Below are 22317 nucleotides of genomic sequence, written 5' to 3' on the forward strand. Positions count from 1 at the left end.
TAACATTTTTACTAACTTTGGCACTTGAAAAAGTTTTGAATCCATGCAGTTATTTTATGTCCCGGATATTTCAGGTGCCGAAGTTATTTTAAATGAAACCGAATCGAAACATGCTGTTCGTGTGCTTCGCTTAAAAGAAGGCGACGATATTGAGCTGGTTGACGGTAAAGGCGGATTCTTCAAAGCGAGAATCACCGATGCCAACCCCAAAAAATGCCAACTAATCATTATTGAATCGCAAACTGAATTTGGCAAAAAAGATTTTCATTTGCACATTGCCATTGCCCCCACAAAAAATATCGACCGTACAGAATGGTTTCTGGAAAAGTGCACCGAGATTGGGATTGACGAGGTAACTCCTCTCCTTTCGGAACATTCGGAACGTAAAGTGATAAAACCCGAACGTTTGGAGAAAATCCTGGTTTCGGCCATGAAACAATCAGTAAAAGCATACCTGCCCAAACTAAATGAGTTAACAAAACTTTCCGACCTTTTAGAACAAGTCACTGAAACAAAAAAATTCATTGCCCATTGCAACGAAGGTGAAAAACCTCATCTAAAAAATGTTGTCAATCCGGGCGACAACGTGCTCATTTTAATTGGTCCTGAAGGTGATTTTAGTCCCGAGGAAGTGGAACTTGCCCTGGAAAATGGATTTGAAGCCATTTCGTTGGGAAATGCCCGCCTGCGCACAGAAACTGCCGGAGTTGTGGCCTGCCATATTGTAAATCTGGCAAACGATTAACAAGGCAATTATCAATATCCGTTTTTCAGCTACTGATCATTCCTGAGTTTTACATACTGTGCCCAGGTATCCATATCGTCTAAAATCGCTCCGCACGCAATAGCTTTTACCTGATGCAGATAATTCCTGAAGATCGTTTTTGCTCCTTGTTTCCCGCTTAATTCCGAGAGTTCATTGAAGTAAAACCGGTCGAATATTACCGGAACGCCCTGCCATCCCGATTCAGCTTGCGATACAATTATTTGCTGCTTTTCCGCTTCAAAATTGGTAAGCAAGGTTGTTAAATGGCTGGTTGTAATCAATGGCTGGTCAATCAAAGTAATCAGTACTCCATTACAATCAGGAAACTGTTGTTTTACAAAGTTAACACCCGCAGCAATGGAAGTTCCCATGCCCTGCTCCCAGTTTTCGTTTATGGTAAATTTTACCGGCAAATCGTTAAGTAATGGAATAATATTTTCAGCCTGTTTTCCTAAAACCACCAACACTGAACTACCCGTTTCCGACAAGATGTTTAGCTGGTGTTCGATTAAGGTTTTTTCGCCCCATGGCAACAATGGTTTTGGCCGCCCCATTCTTGAGGAAGCACCGGCTGCCAGCAATACTATAGGAATATTATTCATGAATGGTACCCACTTTTTCGCGCAAAGCCACAGGCTTTTGTTTTCTAACCACGCTTAATATTTCTGCGAGAATCGAAATCGAAATCTCCGACGCATTTTCAGCTCCGATATTAATTCCCGCCGGGCCATTGATTTGCTCAATAAACTCCAGCGGAAGATCAGGCACCTGTTCCAGCAACATCGAAATTACCCGCTCCCGGCGGTTTACCGACCCCAATAAACCAATGTATGCCGGATTAATATCTTTTAGCGCCATTAAATACTGAACATCCTTATTAAAGCTGTGCGTCATTAAAACCACTGCGGTTTGCTCGTCAATAACCGAAGTGTCGATGGCATCAAACGATGGAGTAATCAACGCTGCTGCCCCCGGAAAATAATCACATGATTTCGACTCTTCTGGCGATGCAACAACTGTTACCTCCCATCCCAGTAGCTTCGCAGCCTGACTGAGCTGAACGGCATCATGCTCAGCCCCAAAAATAAAAAGCTGGAATAAAGGCTCGAAAGTTTGCGAGAAACACTTTTGCCCTGCAGTTTCATTTCGTTTAAAATTGGGATTTAAAGGATAGTCTGCGCCGTTAATATGAAGCACCGAACCAACATCATCGTACTCACCCACTTCGGTATAAAAAAACGAATCCATCTGAAAAGGCCTTCTGCTTTCCAGCTGATTATTAAATGCGTTCAGAAGTTCATCGGAAAGCTCAACAGGTTCAATTAAAACATGAATAACACCTTCGCAGCCAATCCGGTACCGGCCATCGTAAGTAATAACTTTTGGTATGTTGCTACGGAAAACACTTTGTGCCTGACGTTCGATCTCACTTTCAACACAACCGCCGCTAACTGCTCCGGCATACTCACCATCTTCGCGAATCAGCATTCGAACCCCGGGTCGTCGGTAGGATGAACCATCAAGGTCAACCACCGAAACGAATACAGCTTTCTTTCCCAATTGTTGCCAGTTTTTAAGCGTGTTGAAGAGTAGTTTCAGTTCGTGTGTCATATCAAAAATGTTAAAGGTTAGTTTCGCAGGTAAATTTTAATTCTCCTAACTAAAAATACATCAAATATTTACAAACCAACACTATAACACAAAAATGATTTATACTGTTCAATAAAATCCTCACATTTGGCAGATAATTACCGGTTAACACAAACCATTACAATCAAAATACCTGTCAGTCTGAATTAACTGAACAAATCAACGATTTTCAAGTTAAATAGACATGTTGAAAATTGAAGATAAGCTGGGCAGAAGATTTGAAAAGCTAAGGATAAGTCTCCTGAACTCGTGTAATTTTTCATGCGTTTATTGTGTTGACAATGAGTTTGATGAAAATACAAACCTTCAACCCGATCAAAACGGTGCTGACAAACCTATTTCAGTTGAAGAATTCACGCAGTTGATACGGGCAGTACACCGCTTAACGAGCTTGAAAAGCGTTCGGTTAACCGGAGGGGAGCCTTTGCTTTATTCCAATCTTTACCCACTTATTGAAAACATCAAAAAACTGGGGATTAACGACATACGTTTAACCACCAACGCATTTTTTCTAAAAGAAAATGCGGAAAAGCTAATAAATGCAGGCGTAAACTCAATCAACATTTCGGTGGATGCCATCGATAACAAAACCTTTGGGAAAATTATACGCCGATCGGATACATCGCGCGTTTTCCAGGGGATTGAAGCAGCAATAAAAGCCGGATTGAATGTAAAACTGAATGCGGTTATCATGCGGGGGAAAAACGACTCGCAGATTGTTCCATTACTTGATTATGCCACCGAACTGGGGGTAAAAATCCGCTACCTGGAATTGATGAAAATGGGGCATTTATACCATTCAGAGAATGGGCTTTTCTTTCCCGAAAAAGAAATTCTTTCAACAATTCAGGAGAAATATGAAATAAAAGAAATGAAGCGCGAACATGCATCAACAGCGCATTACTGGCGTACTTCCAGGGGTGGAGTATTTGGCATTATCGCCAATGAATCGACACCTTTTTGCCACGACTGTAACCGTTTACGCTTAGATAGCAACGGATACTTTTTTGGCTGTCTGAGCAATGCCCACGGCGAAAAACTGATGCCGTATATCAATAACGACCAGCTGCTTATCGAGAAACTGAAAGGGTTACTGCTGCTTAAACAAGCAGTGAAATTCCATGGCAGCGAATTATCAATGAGAAATATAGGAGGCTAATATGAATAGAAAGATTGTATATTTTGCGGGACTGAAGAAGTTCTTTGGCGACGAAACCAGCGTTGAAGTGGCACCGGAAGAAAGTTATGCCTGCCTACTTGAAAAACTGGGTGAATTAAACCCGGAGGCAAAAGAGGTACTGACCAGCTGCCGGATTGCAGTGAACGAAAAATTTGTACCACTCGATGAAACGATAAAAGACCAAACCACTTTGTTTTTAATTCCACCGTCAAGCGGAGGATAAACCGAACGATATGAAGCACATTCAAAATACGGAGATCAGTTACAGCGAACTGTTTGAAAACTTCAGGCACCCGCAAAGCGGCGCAGTAGTGCTCTTTAGTGGCGAAGTTCGCGATAACAATAAAGGCCGGGCAGTTACCCATTTGGAATACGAAGCCTACGAGCCCATGGCCAATAAAATGATTAGCGAGATATTGGAGGAAGCCAAATCGCGTTTTAAACTTAATCAGGCCGCCTGCGTTCATCGTGTTGGACGTGTTGAGATCAGCGGCTGTGCCGTTGTTGTGATTACCGGATCGGGGCACCGAAAAGAAGCCTACGACGCCAACCGCTACATTATCGACCGCGTGAAAAATGAGGTGCCCATCTGGAAGCACGAGTTTTTTGCTGACGGTACCAGCGAATGGGGCCAAAACTGCGATTGCATAAGCGACGATCACCATCACCACCATAATAATCACCACTATGAAAGAGCTGAATAACGAAGACCGCACACGGTTTACACGTCATTTTTCCTTATCGGAAATTGGCCTTACCGGCCAGCTAAAACTGAAAAATGCGCGGGTGCTGGTAATTGGTGCCGGCGGACTTGGAAGTCCCTTACTCGTTTATTTGGCAGCCGCGGGTATTGGCAACATCGGTATTGTTGATGATGATGTGGTGAGCACCTCGAACCTGCAACGACAAATACTTTATACCTCAGCAGAAGTGGGGCAAAAAAAGGTGGAGATCGCTGCTCAAAAGATAAAGACCTTGTATCCCGAAATTGAGGTTCAGCCATTTGACACAAAACTGGATGAATCAAATGCGGAAAAGCTTTTCCAACAATACGATGTGATTGCCGACTGCACCGATAATTATAAAACCCGACAATTGATCGGCTTAAAATCGGCAGCTTTAAACAAGCCACTAGCTTTTGCTTCGGTGCTAAATTACGAGGGGCAAATAAGTGTATTTAATTATCAGAACGGTCCTGTTTATACCAATCTGTTTCCAACAACCCCAAAAGACGGCATTTACAAAGAAGATGACATTGGCCTTTTAGGTGTTTTGCCCGGAATAACAGGTACGCTACAGGCCAATGAAATTATAAAAATAATAACCGGTTACGGTGAAGTAATCAGCGGAAAACTATTGGTGTTTAATATCCGCGATAACCGGTTTAATTTGTTTCGGTTTTGAGTGAAGATGGAACGCTAATAACGCTGATTTAGCGGATATTCACTGATTTATCTGTAAAGTTTAGAAACAAACCTCAAAACACAAAAGCTACTAAATGAAATATTCGGAAAACGATTGAATCATTTTGAGTATAGGTGGAACGCAGATAATGCCGATTTCAACTGATGATCACAGATAAATCAGCGAAAATCAGTTCGAGCAGTGTCATCTGCGTTCTATTCTTAGATCTATCCAATACTGTTTTTCACAAATGGCTGATGGTAATAGCGCTCTCCGTTGGCTTTGTATAAAGCGTTTGCCAGCGCTCCCATTACCGGTGGATAAGGTGGTTCGCCCAACCCGGTCGGATCGATATTGTTTTCCACAAAATGTACTTCTATTTCTTTTGGTGCTTCTGCATGACGAATCAAACGATACATATCAAAATTGTTTTGTTCCGGCTGCCCTTCACTGAAAGTCAATTCGCTGTACATGGCATGGCCTATTCCATCCACAATACTTCCTTCCGTCATGTTTACCGCTGCATCGGGATTTACCACAATACCACAATCAACCGAAGCATATACTTTCTCAATTACCTGTTTTCCATCCTTATTGGCGATATCCACCACATTTGCCACATACGAATTGTGACAGAAATAGGCAGCCACACCCCGGTTTTTACCTTCGGAATTGGTATCCCAGCCCGACTTTTCGCGAACCTGCTCCAAAACGCCGGCATAGCGCGCTGCATCGTAATCATTGTTACTACCTACAGGGTTTTCCTGTGCGCGTTTCAGCAAGTCGAGGCGAAACTGAATAGGATCTTTGCCGGCAGCTTCGGCCACCTCATCGAGGAACGATTGTTCGGCTACGGCATTGAAATTGGAGCCGGGAGCACGAAAAGCCCCGGTACTGATATTGGACTCTACCGTAAAGCTTTCGGCAAGGTAGTTATCAACACTTCCGGCCGGAAAACGGTTGGCATGTAACGGACTTTCCGGGATTCCTCCCATTCGTACATGGAAACCAATCAGGTTATTATCGGCATCCAGCGCAGCACGGTATAAGGCATGGTAAGCCGGACGGTAAATTCCGTACGACATATCGTCTTCGCGCGAGTAAATCAACTTTACAGGTGCTTTCACTTGCTGCGAAATAACAGCTGCTTCCACCATAAAGTGGCCATAAAGGCGTCGTCCGAAACCTCCTCCCATACGGGTCATTTGCACATCCACTTTTTCAAGTGGCAAACCCAAACGGGCAGCCACCGTTTTCTCCATAAACTCCGGCGTTTGAGTAGGGCCTGCCAACAGCGCAAAATCATCTTTTACGTCGGCAAAAAAGTTCATCGGTTCCATCGGGCTATGCGCCTGAAATGGTGCGGTATAAGTTCGTTCAATTACTTTGGCAGCATTTTTAAATGCTTCTTCGGGATTTCCGTCACGACGCTGTTCCCTACCCGCTTTGGCAGCTGCTTCCTCCATCTTTTTATAATGATCGGCAGTGCTTTCAAAACCTGCAGGAACACCCTGCGCATTGTCTTCCGCGATCGGTTCCCATTCCACGTTTAGCATCAGTTTGGCATTCATTACCTCCCAGGTTGACTTACCAACTACTGCTACTAATTCGGTAAAAGCAGTAACATCCGACCACTGCATTTGGTAGTCGTCGTTATACGTTTTTATGGAAAAAACATCTATTATCCCGGGCATTGCCTTTGCTTCGGTGGCATCAAACGATTTTAGTTTCATACCAAATGCCGGTGGATGCTCGATCATGGCAATCAACATTCCTTCCGCCTTATAATCCAGGCCAAACAAAGGTTTTCCGGTAACTATTTTCTGACCATCCACATTTTTTCTTGAGGTACCGATAATGGTAAAATCCTTTATGTCTTTCAACTCTACCTCTTCAGGAACGGTCAGTTCTGCTGCAGCAGAGGCCATTTCACCATAACCGGCTTCTTTCCCGCTGTTTTTATGGTATAAAACTCCGGCTTCGGTAGTAATTTCATCTACCGGAACTTTCCATTCGTGGGCGGCAGCTTCGCGTAACATCCTTCTGCCCGTTGCACCGGCCATTCGGAGTCCGTTCCACCCCTGCCGGATAGACTGGCTGCCTCCTGCCAACTGCCGGGTAAAAATATCGGTATTTAACGGTGCCTGTTCCACCATTACAAATTTCCAGTCGACATCCAGTTCATCGGCAACAATCATCGGCATCGATGTTTTTACATTCTGGCCAATCTCGGGGTTAGGCGACATTATGGTAACCGCTCCATTGTTCCCGATTTTCAAAAAACCGTTTAACTCATACCACTCATCGGGCATGGTTAGCTGTTTGGGCGAGTCGGTAGTGCAAGCCGGAGCCAGCCAACTAAAAGTCAGCAGTAATCCGCCACCGGCCAATGCCGAGCTTCGTATAAAAGAACGTCTATCGAGTTTTGTCTTAACCGTTGTCATGTGAAATAATTTTAATGTTAGTTAATGCGAAAAGCGTAGTACCAGTGTGGTGCAGATTATGAATTAGCAGCTGTTTTAATCGCCTTTTTAATTCGGGTATATGTTCCGCACCGGCAAATGTTACCATGCATAGCCATTTCAATTTCTTCGTCGCTAGGCGATGGATTCGCATTTAACAACCCAGCGGCATTCATAATTTGTCCGCTTTGGCAGTAGCCACATTGCGGCACATCTTCTTCAATCCATGCTTTTTGAAGCGCGTGATCTCCGTTTTCCGAGAGCCCTTCAATTGTTGTAATTTCCTTGTCACCCACCGAGTCGACAAAAGTGATACACGAACGCGTTGCAACTCCGTTTACCAAAATGGTGCACGCCCCGCACTGTGCAATTCCACAGCCGAATTTTGTTCCTACTAAATCCAGGTGATCTCTGAGTACCCAAAGCATTGGAGTTGACGGATCAACATCCACCTCATGCTGTTTTCCGTTGATGTTCAGATTAAATACTGCCATTTTTTTATAGTTTTCTTATAGATTTTAAACGATGCTACGAAGCTTACACAGTAAGATATACTGATTTTCACATATTTTAGTAACACCCTTTACAACAAAGACTTATCGTAAATGTTCAGGAATAAATAAAGAAAACGGAAACAGGCCCCAGTGCTGCAATACACTGCTGTTTTGCTGACATTTATCGTCGTTTCAGTAGTGAGTTATGAGTAATGAGTAGTGAGTAAAGTGAAAAAGCAAATACCCGCCACACATTATACGGATGTTTAACCACAGCATGGTAACGAAAACAGTAAATAGAACTATTTGGTGGCAGCGTACGCCTGCGAAAGCGGCAACCAGGACTCTGGGAAGCTTTCGCAGCACTACGAAAGGACTTTGGAGAACACGCTGGAGATTTCGCAGCACTACGAAAGGACTTTGGAGAACACGGTGGAGCTTTCGTAGCAGTACGAAAGTAGTTTTGAGAACTCAGTGAAGCTTTCGTAGCAGTACGAAAACAGTTTTGAGAACACAGTGAAGCTTTCGTAGTAGTACGAAAGCACTAAATAGCACTCTGGGAAGCTTTCGTACGCCTACGAAAGCAGTAAATAGCACTCCGGGAAGCTTTCGCAGCCCTGCGAAAGTTACAAATAGAGCTCCTGGGATCTCTTGTAATCTGGTAGTTAGCTGTTTTTGCAACATTAGGTTTTCGGAAACCCGCCTGCAATAAGCCTTACGGGCTAAAGCCCTGTTCTGCCGTGCTATGTTTAACCCCGGCATTAATGCCGGGGTTAGTAAACTCAGCTTCTAAAGTGGGCTTTAGCCCCCGATGCTAAGTATTTATATACTGAGAGATAAACCATATGTGAGGATTTAAACCAGTGTTGTTTTATTTTTTTATTATGCTAACTTTATACACAATTAAAAACCAAAACCGTTGAATACGCGCCCTGAAATAACAACAGAAAATAACTTTTACAAAATTGAATATTGTATGCCTAAGGCTGATATAATTTCCTGTAGATGGAATTATTGTACGGTTTTCGTGTATACATATAAACTAGTTTCAAACCATTTTAAACGAAAACCAATGAAAGTGCAACTAGCTTTAATACTTCTTCTTTTTTTTGTTGTTTCGTGCAGTAATAAAGAGAAAGAAGAATGTCATTTAACAGGGAGTTTTAAAAACGCACCTGACAAGACCACGCTATTCCTTCTGGATATGGAAAATAGGATTCTTGTTGATTCCATTCAAGTTGTAAATGGAGAGTTTGACTACTCTTTCCCCCTTTCTCATCCCCAATATTTTTTATTACATAATCGAAGAAATGAGCAACCTTTCAGAGACCAAAAGTATATTTGGCTTGAACCTGCACAAATTAAAATAATTGGAGACTTTGAGTTCTTAAAAAATGTAACCATTGAAAAATCAGTGTCCCAAAATGAATTTGATGTTTATAGCAAGATGGTTGACACTGCAACAAAAGAAATCAACAAAATACAAGAAGAGCTTTATTTTAAGTCGCCTGAAGAACAGAAAGCAGATTCACTGATAATTGAAGAATTGAAAAGTAATCTGAGCGATAGCATTGTTGAATTCATCACAAATCACTCAGACTCTTACGTGGCATTAAACATCCTTCATTCAGAAAGCTACCTTGCCTTTAGGCACTTAAAGAAAGACCAAATTCAATCTGCTTTTAATAGTTTATTCAGCGAGTTAAAAGAGTCTGAAAAGGGAATTGAAATTGAAAAATATATTGAATTACCGGAACCGCCAAAGGTTGGAGATTTGGCTCCTGATATTATGCAAGTTACTCCCACCGGAGATACAATAAAACTTTCAGACTACAGGGGTAAATATGTACTGATTGATTTTTGGTCATCGTCGTGTGGTCCGTGCAGGACAGATTTTAAATGGCTTAAAAAGATTTACAACAAGTATAACCCCAAAGGATTGGAAATCCTGGGTATTTCAGCAGACAGTGATAAAAATAGCTGGACAAATGCAATTAGGCAAGATTCAATTTCTTGGATTAATGTATCTGATTTGAAAGGATGGAAAAATGAAGCTTTTTTACGATATGATGTAAAATTCATTCCGCAGAATTATCTTGTAAATCCTGATGGAAAAATTATAAAATATAGACTGTGTAGCGAATCTTACGCGGACTATGAATTAGGACAAATATTTGAAAATTAAAAAACGGTTTGCAGTACATATTGCATGGCTGGGTTCGGTGGTACGCCAACTGCGCCCCGAAGTTTCGGGGCTAGTTTCGCAGTTCCGTGTCCGCCAGATGGCGTACAGTAACGCCTGCCTGCGGCAGGCAGGCTCTCCGAAATCCGCCCCCGACAACATGTACCAACCGTTAATAATGCCAGTCGCCCCCGGTTTTCACTTCAGGAATAAGAAACTAAAACTGCAATTACAAGCCCGACAATTTTTCCAAAGCCAGCGTTAATGCATGTGTTCCCAATTTTCCGTGGCCCTGCGCCTGAACAGCCAGGTAAAGTTGTTTTACCAGTGCCAGTCCGGGTAACGACAAGCCCATTGCTTCGGCTTCTTTTAAGGCAATTCCCATGTCTTTAATAAAATGCTCCACAAAAAATCCGGGATCGAAATTTCGGTTTACAATACGTGGTGCCAGGTTGTCGAGTGTCCAGCAACCTGCCGCTCCACCACTGATTGATGAAAGCATTGTTGGCAAATCGAGACCGGCTTTATGCCCATACAACAAAGCTTCGCAAACCCCGATCATGGTTCCGGCAATGGTAATCTGGTTACACATTTTTGTGTGCTGCCCCGATCCGGCCGCCCCCTGGTAAACAATTTGCTTGCCCATACTTTCAAACAACGGATAAACTTTATCAAAAGCTTCTTTTTCGCCACCGGCCATTATCGACAATGTGCCATTTTTAGCACCTACATCACCACCTGAAACCGGTGCATCAACCGATTGAATACCTTTAACTTTCGCGGCCTCATAAATTTCAACAGCTAAACTTGGCTCTGTGGTTGTCATGTCAACCAAAACAGCACCCGGCTTTGCTTTTGCAAGAATACCTTTTTCGCCAAAGTACACTTCGCGAACGTCTTTCGGGAAACCTACAATCGTAAAAATAACATCCGAAACTGCCGCAACCTCAGCCGGACTGTCGGCCCATTTTACGCCGTTTGCCAGCAACGATTCGGCCTTACTTTTTGTTCGGGTATAGGTGATACATTCGTAACCTGCTTTATTTAAGTGGCCCAGCATCGATGTCCCCATAACTCCGGTGCCGATCCAACCAATTGTAATATCTTTTTTCATTTTATTATTTTAAGGATACCAAAACTAAAGTTTTCATCACATTCAGCAAAATTATTCATTCGGCAATAATCCGCAATAAAGTTCACTGTTCAGAATGAATTAACATTATAGATTATAACCCGATAAGAAACACCTCTTATCATAAAGATGACAAGATAAATTAACTCCTTTACCTCTGACTTTCTATTCTTTATGTTTTCGTATCAACTGATAGAACTTTATAAAAAAACTTTTTACTCTTTTACAAAACACTCAATAACAACACCTTCTGGAATTTCTATTTTTAAAACTCCCGAACATTTGATTATATTTGTCGCCAAATCTTTCGCATAGATTTATAATTGATAACGGAGAGTGGATGCTGACTGCTTTCCGTTTGCTTTTGAAATGTACAATCCAGAGCATAAAAAAACCTCCGGATAAACTCCGAAGGTTTCTATTATCTCTTTAAATTTCCTTATAGTTCTTTAAAGAAGTCGTTTCCTTTGTCGTCAACAATAATGAATGCAGGGAAATTCTCCACCTTAATCTTACGAACAGCTTCCATTCCAAGATCTTCAAAATCGACTACCTCAACCGATTTAATACTGTTTTTGGCCAAAATAGCAGCCGGTCCGCCAATCGAACCAAGGTAAAAACCTCCATGTTTTTTACAGGCGTCGGTAACGGCTTGCGAGCGGTTTCCTTTTGCCAGCATAATCATCGATCCGCCGTGGCTTTGGAACTCGTCAACATACGGATCCATACGACCTGCAGTTGTTGGCCCGAAACTACCTGAAGCCATTCCTTTTGGTGTTTTCGCAGGACCTGCATAATACACCGGATGGTTTTTAAAATACTCGGGCATTGGTTTGCCTTCGTCGAGCATTTGTTTAATCTGCGCGTGTGCAATGTCGCGGGCTACGATTAAAGTACCACTCAGGTTCAAACGTGTTTTTGTTGGGTACTTTGTTAATTCAGCCAACACTTTGTCCATTCCCTGATCCAGGTCAATATCCACTGCCGGACTCATAGCCGGTGCTTTTGCCGGTAAGAAACGTGCAGGATTTTTCTCCAGTTGCTCCAGGAAAATACCCTCTTTGGTAATTTTTGCTTTAATGTTACGGTCGGCGCTACAGCTAACCCCCAAACCTACCGGGCAAGAAGCTGCGTGGCGTGGCAAGCGGATAACACGCACATCGTGTACGAAATATTTTCCGCCAAACTGCGCACCTACTCCACTTTCCTGGCAAATTTTGGTTACTTTTTCTTCCCACTCCAAATCGCGGAAAGCCTGGCCCCCTTCGTTGCCTTCGGTTGGTAAATGATCTAAATAACCGGCTGATGCTTTTTTCACCGTCGCCAATGTTGCTTCGGCAGAAGTACCGCCAATTACCAGCGCCAGGTGATACGGAGGACAGGCAGAAGTGCCCAGGTCCATAATTTTTTCCTTCACAAATTTAGTCAGGTTCTCCTCGGTCAGCAACGACTTGGTTTGCTGATACAGAAAGGTTTTGTTACCCGAACCACCACCTTTGGTTACAAACAAAAATTCGTATTTATTTCCTTGCTCGGCATACAAATCAATTTGTGCGGGCAAGTTTGTTCCGGTATTCTTTTCTTTGGTCATGGTAAAAGGCACCACTTGCGAATAACGCAAGTTCTTTTCGGCGTAGGTAGCATAAATACCTTTCGACAAGGCTTCAGCATCGTTGGCACCGGTATATACATCTTCTCCTTTTTTACCAATAACAATTGCTGTACCTGTATCCTGGCATGTTGGCAGTTCGCCCTCGGCCGACACTGCCTGGTTCATTAACATGGTGTGTGCTACAAACCTGTCGTTATCGGTTGCTTCCGGGTCCTCAAGAATTTTGGCCAGCTTTTCAAGGTGCGAAGCACGCAGGTAAAACGAAACATCGGTAAATGCTTCTTTTGCCAGTTCTTCCAAACCTTTCGGATCAACTTTTAAAATTTCACGGCCATCAACTTCAATGGTTGATACATAATCTTTTGTAATACAACGATATTCGGTATCGTCTTTTAAAATTGGAAATGGTTTTTGATATTTAAAATCTGCCATTGTATAATCGGTTAAATTAATTTTCCTTCAAAGATAAAACTATTCGCTTGTTTCTATTTTATTTTAAAGCGAAACCTGAAAAATTTAACCCGAAATATACGTCGAATTTAAATCCAATGATCGTTATCTGCAAACGCTAAAGCAGATGAATTTGGAAAGCTTTGTATCAGTATCGATTTGTTTTACATGATGTGTTTTGCATAAATTCATTAGCTTTGAGAAAACGAAAAAATAGTACGATGAAGACAAAAATCCATTTGTTATATGTTTTACTTTTTGCCATTGTTTCTACTACAAAAGCAGAAGTAAAACTTCCCAAAATATTTAGTTCGAATATGGTGCTTCAGCAAGGAATTGAAATTCCGGTATGGGGCTGGGCCGCACCAGGCGAAGAAGTCGCAGTTTTGTTGAATGGAACTACGATTGAAACAACTACCAACCAGGATGGCGAATGGAAAGTTGCACTTCCTTCTCAAAAATACGGAGGTCCATACACTTTAACGATAAAAGGCAAAAACACCATTTCGTTAAACAATGTAATGATTGGCGAAGTTTGGGTGTGTTCGGGGCAATCGAACATGGAATGGCCCCTGGCACAGGTAAAAAATGCCGATGAAGAATTAGATGCTGCAAATCATCCCAATATTCGTTTGTTTACGGTACCGCGTCGGGTGGCACAATTTCCGGAAGAGGATATGGAGAGTGGCGAATGGATGGAATGTACCCCACAAACCGCGCATAACTTTTCAGCGGTTGGCTATTTCTTTGGCAAAGCGTTGCAGGAAGACATGAATGTACCTATCGGACTCATACATTCGTCGTGGGGCGGCACAGTAGCCGAAACCTGGACCAGTGCACAAACCATTCAAAACGATCCGGACTTCAGGGCACCAATGATCGAGCTGCAACAAATGAATGTTGAAGAGTACAGGAAGAACAAGGAAGCTGAGATCAGAAAAATACTTGGGGGCGACATTCCAACAGAGGATGAAGGCATGCAAGACGGGAAAGCTGTTTGGTCTGATCCGGAGTTAAACGACAAAGACTGGAGTAAAATCATAGCTCCCGGATTATGGGAAGAACAAGGTTATATTGACATTGACGGAATTGGCTGGTACCGGAAAGAAATTGATCTTACCGAGGAGCAGACCCAAACAAATATGAACCTGCATTTGGGAAAAATCGACGACTCTGATATTACTTTTCTGAATGGTATTGAAATTGGAAAAACCGAAAACCAGTACGATAAAGAACGTGTTTACACCATCGACAAAAAATATTTGAATCCCGGTAAAAATATGATCGTTGTTCGCGTTAACGACACCGGTGGCGGCGGTGGAATATGGGGCGCTCCCGAAGATCAGTACGTAGCTATCGGGCAGGAAAAAATCGATATCTCGGGCGACTGGAAATTCAAAATTTCAAAGGCCGTGATGCAAGACATAAACCTTGGCCCCAACTCGTATCCTACCCTCTTATTCAACGGAATGATTAATCCGATTGTACCATTCGGGATAAAAGGAGTTATCTGGTACCAGGGCGAATCAAATGCCGGCCGGGCCAAACAGTATCAGCGCGTATTTCCGAATTTGATAAACGATTGGCGTGCGCAATGGAAGCAGGGAGATTTCCCTTTCCTTTTTGTGCAGTTGGCCAACTATATGAAACCAGTACAAAATCCAACGGATAGCGAATGGGCAGAATTGCGCGAAGCACAAACCAAAACGCTGGAGCTGTCAAATACCGGGATGGCCTCGGCTATCGATATTGGCGAAGCGAATGATATTCACCCGCGCAACAAGCAGGATGTTGGGAAGCGACTGGCATTAAATGCATTTAAAGTGGCTTACGGAAAAGATATTGTATATACCGGCCCAACATTCGAATCGGTGGAATTTAAAGATGGTAAAGCCTACATTACTTTTTCAAATACTGGCTCGGGACTGGCGGTAAAAGATAAATATGGCTATGTAAAAGCATTTTCAATTGCAGGAGCCGATCGTCAGTTTTATTGGGCAAAAGCAGAGGTTATCAATAAAAACACGGTGGTTGTTTATTCGTACGCAGTTACCGATCCGTTGGCGGTACGTTTTGGCTGGGCCGACAATCCTGATGATTTAAACCTGTATAACCTGGAGCTGCTGCCGGCCAATCCTTTTAGAACCGATGACTGGCCGGGAATAACAAAATAAATTATCACGGCAGCACAATTTACTGAACAATAAAATGTTGAATATAAAACACCTTTGCATAGCTTTGTGTTAATAATGAAAAACTTAACCACTTTATTTCTGTTACTGCTTAGCCAAATGGTTGCTGTTGCACAAAGTAATAATGCAACATTAAAAGGCGTTATCAATGATCAGGACGGCGTTCCGATCGATATGGTTAATGTGGTATTAAAAGAATATCCAACCCTTGGAACCACTACAAATGCCAACGGCGAATTTCTGCTTCGGATTCCGGCGCGTAAACAGCTCACGATAATCTTTTCGTCGCTGGGGTATCAAACCTTTCAGGATTCGGTTTATGCCAACCGCGAAGAAACAGTTATCAAGCAAATCACCATGCCGGAAATCAATCTGGAACTGGCAGAGATAATTGTAAAAGAGCAGCGACGCAACGGCGGAAGTATTGTTAGTCTCGATCCGAAAATTATCAACTCCATTTCGAGTGCTTCGGGAGGTATTGAAGCAGGATTAAAAACCCTGCCCGGTGTATCGTCAAATAACGAGTTAAGCTCGCAATACACGGTGCGCGGTGGTAATTTCGACGAAAACCTGGTGTATGTTAACGATGTGGAGGTTTACCGTCCGTTCCTGATTCGTGCGGGGCAACAGGAAGGTTTGAGTTTTATAAACAGCGACATGGTTTCTACCATCGATTTTTCGGCAGGTGGTTTTAATGCCAAATATGGCGATAAAATGTCGTCGGTGCTCGATATTAAATACCGCAGGCCCAGCGACTTTAGCGGATCAGCATCGGTTAGTATGCTTGGTGCTACGGCGCATTTTGAAGATGTTGCGCTTAAAGGAAAGCTTTCGCACATTTCAGGAATTCGATACAAAACCAACCGCTACATTTTGGGTAGTTTGGATGAACAGGGCGAATACGATCCTCGCTTTCTTGATTTTCAGACCTACATAACTTACCAGTTTAACGAGAAATTCGACTTATCGTTTTTGGGCAACGTAGCGCAAAACCAATACAATTTTATTCCGCAAACCCGCGAAACAACTTTTGGTACGTGGCAAAACCCGCTAAACACCAAAATATATTTTGACGGACAGGAACAGGATGATTTTCAAACTTACCTTGGCGCGATTACCGCTAACTATCATCCCAATGCCAACCTAAACCTGAAGTTTATTGCATCAGCTTACCATGCACAGGAAAAAGAGACTTACGACATTCAGGGGCAATACTATTTAAACCAGCTGGAGCGAAATCTGGGCTCGGAAGAGTTTGGCGACAGCACACTGAATTTGGGAGTAGGTACATTTATCAACCATGCCCGAAACAGCCTGGATGCAACCGTTTACAGTTTTTCGCACAAAGGAGCCTTTAACTCGGAGAAGCACCTGGTAAACTGGGGAATTAAATTTCAACACGAAAAAATAAACGACGAGTTAAACGAGTGGATCTACCGCGATTCTGCCGGTTATTCCATTCCTTATTCAGATAGCGAAGTTAAATTGTTTTATACGCTGAATGCCAAAAACAAAATCAGTTCGAACCGTATAACCGGCTACATTCAGGACAGTTGGAGCGTGCCCACCGCAAATGGCGATTTGTATTTAACTGGCGGAGTGCGCTTTAATTTCTGGGATTTTAACAGTGAGTTGCTGGTAAGTCCGCGCGCCACATTAAACTATTTTCCCGAGTGGGAGAAAAAAATGTCGTTCCGTTTGTCGGCGGGCTGGTACCATCAATCGCCCTTTTTTAAGGAGCTGAAACAAAGCGACGGCTATATTAATTACGACTCGAAAGCACAACGCTCGTTTCAGGTAGTTGGTGGCACCGATCTGCTTTTCACCGCCTGGGACCGACCGTTTCGTTTTACCTCCGAGGCCTACTACAAACACATGAACCGCTTGATTCCATACCAAATAGACAATGTTCGCATACGTTACCTGGCCGAAGAAGAAGCCACCGGCTATGCCACCGGCGTTGACTTTAAAATAAATGGCGAGTTTGTGAGCGGATTACAATCGTGGGCCAGTTTATCGTTCCTGCAAACCGAAGAAGATATAAAAGGCGATGGCCATGGAATGATTCCCCGCCCTACCGATCAGTGGATGAATTTTAGTTTGTTTTTCCAGGATTATTTACCGGGAAATCCAACATACAAAATGCAGCTGTCGGGATTTTACGGTGCACGCCTGCCCACCGGGCCACCAAATGGCGAGCGTTACCAGGATGTATTTCGGATGCCGCCTTACCGCCGTATCGATCTTGGCCTTTCAAAAGTATTCATAAGCCGGGCAAACCGCTCCGGCAGCCCATTCTTCAGGCATATTACCGATTTGTCGTTAAGCCTCGAAGTATTTAACCTGCTGGATATCAACAATACCATCTCTTATTTCTGGGTATCTAGCATTTATGGCGACCAGTATGCGGTTCCGAATTACCTTACATCACGTAAATTCAACCTAAAACTCACTGTAAAATTCTAACGCACAGCAACATATTTACTTCATTACATAATGTAATGTTTAAGCAACATTAAAACTTTGGCGTGTAAGGTGTTTGATATGAACTATTGTAACGAATCGTTTAACTTTGCCGTGCAACTTAATTCGTCATGCTATGAACCTAACTGTATATCAAGTTGATGCCTTCGCCGAGAAAGTTTTTGAAGGAAATCCTGCTGCCGTTATTCCGCTGAATGATGAGTGGCTTCCGGATGATATGATGCAAAAGCTGGCTATGGAAAACAACCTCTCGGAAACAGCATTTTTTATCAAAAAGAACGACACTTACCATATCCGTTGGTTTACGCCCGAAGCCGAGGTTGATCTTTGCGGCCATGCTACGCTGGCTACTTCGCATGTTATGTTTCAGCATTTAAACCTTGCTGCCGATAAAATTTGTTTCCAGTCGAGAAGCGGTAAACTAAGTGTAAAAAAAGAGGGCAATTTACTGGTACTGAACTTTCCGGCATCAGAAGTGGAAGCCAAATATATTCCCACCGGCTTAAAAACGGCGTTTGGCATCCATCCGCAGGAGTGTTTTAAAGGACGCGAAGACCTGATGCTGGTATTTAAAAATGAAAACGACATTGCCAACCTCGAGCCCGATTTCACAAAAATGCTGGAAGCCACTTCACGCGGAATAATTTGCACGGCCAAATCAGAAAGATACGATTTTGTATCGCGCTTTTTTGCACCATCATTGGGCATTAACGAAGATCCGGTAACCGGGTCGGCGCACACCATGCTTATTCCGTACTGGTCGGCTCGACTGGATAAACAAAACCTGCTGGCTAAACAAATATCGAAAAGAGGTGGTGTTCTGCATTGTAAACAATTAGGCGATCGCGTTGAGATTGGTGGCAAAGCCGTAACTTACCTTGTTGGAACCATTAGTATTTAAGCACTTAATTCCTTTGGGTTAATTTTGGAAGAAGCACCTTAACCTTATTTAGAATAATTTGTAGAAAGGTATCGATTAACTTAAAGGAAAGTGGTATATATTTGCACAAGATAAAAAACACAACTACACACATATTCACTATTTATATTTAAAAATGAACGATCCGATTGGCCAGGCCATTAAAGAATATTTCGAACGGGGTAAAGCGCCTCAAATTCAGGTAGATTCAAATTATACAGAAGGCGAAACTATTGCGCCTTCGTATTTTTTCCGCAACGAAAAAGAACTGCCTAAAATTGAAAAAGTTGCCCTAAAAAATTGCAAAGGCCGTATTTTGGATATTGGAGCAGCAGCAGGCTGCCATTCATTGATTCTGCAAAAGAAAGGCTATAGCGTTACGGCACTTGAAAAATCGGAAGTTTCGGTTGAGGTGATGCGCAAACAGGGAATTGTAAAAGTAGTTCATGCTGATATTTTTGACTACAACGAAGAACAATTCAACACCATTTTATTGCTGATGAACGGCACCGGAATAGGCGGAACAATTGAAGGTTTGAAAAAACTGCTGGCTCACCTGAAAAGCCTTCTGCTGGAAGGGGGCCAGATTTTAATTGACTCGTCGGATATTAAATACCTTTTTGAAGAAGAAGACGGATCTCAGTGGGTTGATATTGCCAACAACAATTACTACGGAGAAATGCAGTACAAAGTAAGTTTCAGGAAAGATGAGGCTGAGTTCAACTGGCTTTTTATCGATTTCAACACCCTGCAACTTATTGCCAGCGAACTGGATTTCAATTGCACTTTGCTCGAAAAAGGTGCTCATCACGAGTATCTGGCACAACTGAAACTTTAAAATTTTTCACAAAAAGACGATATATCTCCTGTTTGGTACCAACCGGAAATCGATCGTACATGTCATTTTGCAGAGCTTATTATGTCATTGGCAGAGTAATTCCGCTCATTCACAGATATAATTTCGGAATTTACTGACGTTTACATAATTTGGTGTTCGAATTAAAACAGAAAGCACCATGAAAGCTCTTATCCTCATCTCCTCAATTTTTTACATTCTCGGATTGAAGATCAGCAACAAAATCGACCTGGTAAAAAAATCGAACCCGGTAGAAAAAATTATTACCCACAAGGTAAAAGCTGCTGAACCCGAAAAAAATGCATCTTTTGAAACTGAAGCAAAAAAAGATGCCCCGGAAAAAGAAAAAACACCTCCGAAAGAAAGTATGGAATAATACCGATGTGAAATCAGGATGAGCTTTATCGAAGATAATTTTCCTCTTCAATCGGCATAAACTATTGTAATTTTAGCGTTTAGCTTAAGGCACGCGCTGAAATACAATTGATGTAACATCCTCCTCATAGAAATAAAAAACAAAGAATGAAACAGGAAATCAGTGAATGGTTTCCTGTTTTGTTTTTTTGTACTTTAGATAACTTAAAATCGGAATTGGTGTATTATGAATTGCGCGATCACTTCAAACGATATTCGGGTTAACAGCTGGGAAGAATTAACACAGGAAGTTTACCACCAGTCGTGGAAACCGGATCTTGGCCGGTTTAGGTCCGACTTTGCATTTCGTGGTCTTTCCGACTGCCACTATAAACTGGAGAACAGCTTTGTTCGAAACTGCGGAGAACGTCCGGAGCTGGAATACCATATGCTGCGTAATTTCCGCAAATATGCCCGTATCGACGATTTTTCGCTGGCGAACACCCCACTGCGGGCTTTGGTACTGGCGCAACACCATGGTTTGGCTACCCGTTTGCTCGACTGGACGTACTCGCCATACATTGCCATGCATTTTGCCACATCGAACACCGAAAAATATGACCTGGATGGCGTAATTTGGAAGGTAGACTTCGTGCAGGTAAACCGCCTTATTCCTGAACCTTTAAAAGAATTGCTTACGCTTGAAAAATGCAATGCATTTACCGTGGAAATGCTGGAATCTGTTTTCCCAACAATTCAGAAACTGGATGAAACCATTGGCAGAGGGCATGCTTTGTTTTTTGAACCGCCATCGATCGACGACCGGATTGTAAACCAGTTTGCACTGTTTTCGGTGATGACAAGCGCCACTTCGATTCTGGACGAGTGGCTGCTTAAACATTCTGAACTGTTCCGGCGCATTGTTATTCCTGCTGAATTAAAATGGGAAATACGCGACAAACTCGACCAGGCAAATATTACCGAGCGGGTACTTTTCCCCGGGCTTGATGGCCTGGCCAGTTGGTTAAAACGACATTACCGGCCAAAACAATAATCGAAACAGACAAACAACAGCCAAAACCAATGATATTCAACAAATTCATTTGCTTACTGTTTTTAATTTAAATGACTAAAAAATATCCTTATGGCCAACTTTCAAATCAATAGACGAAAATTTATCGCAGCGCTTGGTGCTGGTACGGCACATGTTTTATTTTCAAATCCACTTTATGCAGCCAATATTCCGGCACGAAGTCACGATCCTTTTCAGTTGGTTGAACTGGGAAACTCAGGAATAAAAACCACGCTGTTGGGGATGGGAACCGGCGTACATGCCACCAACCGCACCAGTTTTCTTACCAAACAGGATAAAAACACCAGCCTCGATTTGTTGCATCATGCATACAACAAAGGCATCCGTTATTTTGATTTGGCCGATACCTATGGTACACACGGGCTTTTTGCCGAAGCCATGACAAAAATGAAGCGGGAAGAACTGACGCTTACCACAAAAATATGGACACGCCCGGGTGGCATTCCCGAGAATGAACGCCCCAATGCCAATGTTGTGGTGGACCGCTTCCGAAAAGAACTGAATACCGATTACATCGATTTGGTACAAATACATTGTATGGTTGATGAGGACTGGACAGAAACCTTAAAACCTCAAATGGAAATTCTTTCGAACCTGAAAGCAAAAGGAATTATAAAAGCACATGGCGTTTCGGTGCATTCGCTCGATGCCATGAAAGCTGCGGTTGAAAGCCCCTGGGTTGATGTGTTGCATGCGCGCATAAATCCGTATGGAATTGCCATGGACAAACCCGATCCGCAGGAAGTGGTAGAGGTTATTCAGCAATTGCACCAATCGGGAAAAGGCGTTATAGGCATGAAACTGGTGGGTAACGGGCAATTACGTAACGACAGTAAAAAAATAGATAACTCGCTGCGATTTGTTCTTGGGCTGGGCTGCGTTGACTTGATGCTGGTTGGCTTCGAGACCAAGGATCAGGTTGACAATTACATTTCGCGAATGGAAACCGAATTGAAGAAACTTTACTAAGGTTTACAGCTGTATTATTTATAAAACTAGCGAAAGCCAGGCCAATGTTAAAAAATACTTACCTTGTAACATGCTGATTTACTGCAAAGAACAGATCTGATCAATTTTCCGACTTAAG

Annotated in this window: 20 protein-coding genes; 14 read left to right on the top strand and 6 right to left on the bottom strand. The window is 42.6% G+C overall.

The features are described from left to right. Positions 1-43: 43 nt before the first annotated feature. Positions 44-745 (top strand): 16S rRNA (uracil(1498)-N(3))-methyltransferase, encoded by a 702-nt coding sequence (locus BMW53_RS16525; RefSeq protein ID WP_038562939.1) that lies wholly within the window; start codon positions 44-46, stop codon positions 743-745. Positions 746-774: 29 nt separating this feature from the next. Here BMW53_RS16525 and BMW53_RS16530 read toward each other — a convergent pair whose 3' ends face one another. Both BMW53_RS16530 and BMW53_RS16535 read right to left on the bottom strand, forming a co-directional pair. Further along, on the bottom strand, positions 775-1368 hold the full coding sequence (locus BMW53_RS16530; protein ID WP_051568091.1) for a nucleotidyltransferase family protein: 594 nt from the start codon (positions 1366-1368) through the stop codon (positions 775-777). After that, positions 1361-2377: an XdhC family protein gene (locus BMW53_RS16535; protein ID WP_038562943.1), complete on the bottom strand. Its 1017-nt coding sequence runs from the start codon at positions 2375-2377 to the stop codon at positions 1361-1363. Before BMW53_RS16535 ends, BMW53_RS16530 begins: the two co-directional genes overlap by 8 nt. Before the next feature lie 223 nt (positions 2378-2600). Between BMW53_RS16535 and BMW53_RS16540 the strand changes: the two genes are divergently transcribed. The 4 genes from BMW53_RS16540 to BMW53_RS16555 are packed head-to-tail and all read left to right on the top strand — an operon-like array spanning position 2601 to position 5000. Beyond that, positions 2601-3575, top strand: coding sequence for a GTP 3',8-cyclase MoaA (locus tag BMW53_RS16540; protein WP_038562945.1), 975 nt, complete (start codon positions 2601-2603; stop codon positions 3573-3575). Between the two features lies 1 nt (position 3576). After that, positions 3577-3819 (top strand): MoaD/ThiS family protein, encoded by a 243-nt coding sequence (locus BMW53_RS16545; RefSeq protein ID WP_038562948.1) that lies wholly within the window; start codon positions 3577-3579, stop codon positions 3817-3819. Positions 3820-3829: 10 nt separating this feature from the next. After that, on the top strand, positions 3830-4300 hold the full coding sequence (locus BMW53_RS16550) for a molybdenum cofactor biosynthesis protein MoaE (protein ID WP_051568092.1): 471 nt from the start codon (positions 3830-3832) through the stop codon (positions 4298-4300). Then, a complete protein-coding gene (locus tag BMW53_RS16555) occupies positions 4284-5000 on the top strand; it encodes a HesA/MoeB/ThiF family protein (protein ID WP_038565631.1) in 717 nt (238 codons plus the stop codon). The genes BMW53_RS16550 and BMW53_RS16555 overlap by 17 nt, the downstream gene beginning before the upstream one ends. A gap of 227 nt (positions 5001-5227) precedes the next feature. On the opposite strand, the gene BMW53_RS16560 is transcribed toward BMW53_RS16555, so the two are convergent. Both BMW53_RS16560 and BMW53_RS16565 read right to left on the bottom strand, forming a co-directional pair. Beyond that, positions 5228-7444 carry a xanthine dehydrogenase family protein molybdopterin-binding subunit gene (locus BMW53_RS16560; protein WP_038562951.1) on the bottom strand — a complete coding sequence of 739 codons (2217 nt, stop codon included), beginning with the start codon at positions 7442-7444 and terminating at the stop codon, positions 5228-5230. Between the two features lie 56 nt (positions 7445-7500). Next, positions 7501-7956, bottom strand: coding sequence for a (2Fe-2S)-binding protein (locus BMW53_RS16565; RefSeq protein ID WP_038562953.1), 456 nt, complete (start codon positions 7954-7956; stop codon positions 7501-7503). Between the two features lie 309 nt (positions 7957-8265). Here BMW53_RS16565 and BMW53_RS20985 point away from each other — a divergent pair, with 309 nt between their 5' ends. After that, on the top strand, positions 8266-8403 hold the full coding sequence (locus tag BMW53_RS20985) for a hypothetical protein (protein WP_175463515.1): 138 nt from the start codon (positions 8266-8268) through the stop codon (positions 8401-8403). A gap of 625 nt (positions 8404-9028) precedes the next feature. After that, entirely contained in the window at positions 9029-10141 is a 1113-nt protein-coding gene (locus BMW53_RS16575) for a TlpA disulfide reductase family protein (RefSeq protein WP_074781014.1), read from the top strand. 226 nt (positions 10142-10367) lie between these two features. On the opposite strand, the gene BMW53_RS16580 is transcribed toward BMW53_RS16575, so the two are convergent. Together BMW53_RS16580 and BMW53_RS16585 are read right to left on the bottom strand one after the other, a co-directional pair. Next, entirely contained in the window at positions 10368-11252 is an 885-nt protein-coding gene (locus BMW53_RS16580; RefSeq protein WP_038562965.1) for an NAD(P)-dependent oxidoreductase, read from the bottom strand. A 457-nt stretch (positions 11253-11709) separates the two neighbouring features. Further along, entirely contained in the window at positions 11710-13314 is a 1605-nt protein-coding gene (locus tag BMW53_RS16585; protein WP_038562967.1) for a fumarate hydratase, read from the bottom strand. Between the two features lie 239 nt (positions 13315-13553). Here BMW53_RS16585 and BMW53_RS16590 point away from each other — a divergent pair, with 239 nt between their 5' ends. The 7 genes from BMW53_RS16590 to BMW53_RS16620 all read left to right on the top strand — a co-directional run bounded on the left by BMW53_RS16590 (position 13554) and on the right by BMW53_RS16620 (position 22199). Next, positions 13554-15506: a sialate O-acetylesterase gene (locus BMW53_RS16590; RefSeq protein WP_038562970.1), complete on the top strand. Its 1953-nt coding sequence runs from the start codon at positions 13554-13556 to the stop codon at positions 15504-15506. 75 nt (positions 15507-15581) lie between these two features. Beyond that, complete coding sequence (locus BMW53_RS16595) at positions 15582-17990, top strand: TonB-dependent receptor (RefSeq protein WP_038562972.1); 2409 nt, start codon at positions 15582-15584, stop codon at positions 17988-17990. Between the two features lie 133 nt (positions 17991-18123). Further along, positions 18124-18909 (top strand): PhzF family protein, encoded by a 786-nt coding sequence (locus BMW53_RS16600; RefSeq protein ID WP_038562975.1) that lies wholly within the window; start codon positions 18124-18126, stop codon positions 18907-18909. A gap of 154 nt (positions 18910-19063) precedes the next feature. Next, positions 19064-19765 (top strand): class I SAM-dependent methyltransferase, encoded by a 702-nt coding sequence (locus tag BMW53_RS16605; protein WP_038562976.1) that lies wholly within the window; start codon positions 19064-19066, stop codon positions 19763-19765. 178 nt (positions 19766-19943) lie between these two features. Next, the gene (locus BMW53_RS16610) at positions 19944-20159 is read left to right on the top strand and encodes a hypothetical protein (RefSeq protein ID WP_074781017.1); all 216 of its coding nucleotides are present in this window, start codon (positions 19944-19946) and stop codon (positions 20157-20159) included. A 225-nt stretch (positions 20160-20384) separates the two neighbouring features. Further along, positions 20385-21191: an FRG domain-containing protein gene (locus BMW53_RS16615; protein WP_038562979.1), complete on the top strand. Its 807-nt coding sequence runs from the start codon at positions 20385-20387 to the stop codon at positions 21189-21191. Positions 21192-21281: 90 nt separating this feature from the next. Next, positions 21282-22199, top strand: a complete 918-nt coding sequence (locus BMW53_RS16620) for an aldo/keto reductase (RefSeq protein WP_051568093.1) — start codon at positions 21282-21284, stop codon at positions 22197-22199. Positions 22200-22317: the final 118 nt, after the last annotated feature.

Source organism: Draconibacterium orientale (genome assembly GCF_900111425.1).
GTDB classification, from domain to species: domain Bacteria; phylum Bacteroidota; class Bacteroidia; order Bacteroidales; family Prolixibacteraceae; genus Draconibacterium; species Draconibacterium orientale.